Annotated in this window: 1 rRNA gene; it reads right to left on the bottom strand. The window is 46.2% G+C overall.

The features are described from left to right. Positions 1-506, bottom strand: a 16S ribosomal RNA gene (locus tag HMPREF3265_RS02730); the annotation flags it as partial. Positions 507-612: the final 106 nt, after the last annotated feature.

Raw genomic sequence — 612 nt, 5'->3', positions numbered from 1 at the left:
TTTCTGATTAGGTACCGTCAAGACGTGCACAGTTACTTACACGTATGTTCTTCCCTAATAACAGAGTTTTACGATCCGAAGACCTTCATCACTCACGCGGCGTTGCTCCGTCAGGCTTTCGCCCATTGCGGAAGATTCCCTACTGCTGCCTCCCGTAGGAGTCTGGACCGTGTCTCAGTTCCAGTGTGGCCGATCACCCTCTCAGGTCGGCTACGTATCGTCGCCTTGGTAAGCCGTTACCTTACCAACTAGCTAATACGGCGCGGGTCCATCTATAAGTGATAGCAAAACCATCTTTCACTATCGAACCATGCGGTTCGAAATATTATCCGGTATTAGCTCCGGTTTCCCGAAGTTATCCCAGTCTTATAGGTAGGTTACCCACGTGTTACTCACCCGTCCGCCGCTAACGTCAAAGGAGCAAGCTCCTTATCTGTTCGCTCGACTTGCATGTATTAGGCACGCCGCCAGCGTTCATCCTGAGCCAGGATCAAACTCTCCATAAAAATTTATGATGTTTGATTAGCTCATAATACTAAATAGTGTTTGTAACATTTAAGTTACTGTTTTTGGAATTAACGTTGACATATTGTCATTCAGTTTTCAATGTTC

This window comes from Staphylococcus sp. HMSC62B09 (assembly GCF_001839115.1).
Taxonomy (GTDB): Bacteria; Bacillota; Bacilli; order Staphylococcales; family Staphylococcaceae; genus Staphylococcus; species Staphylococcus haemolyticus.
This window is presented reverse-complemented; position numbering and strand designations above follow the sequence as displayed.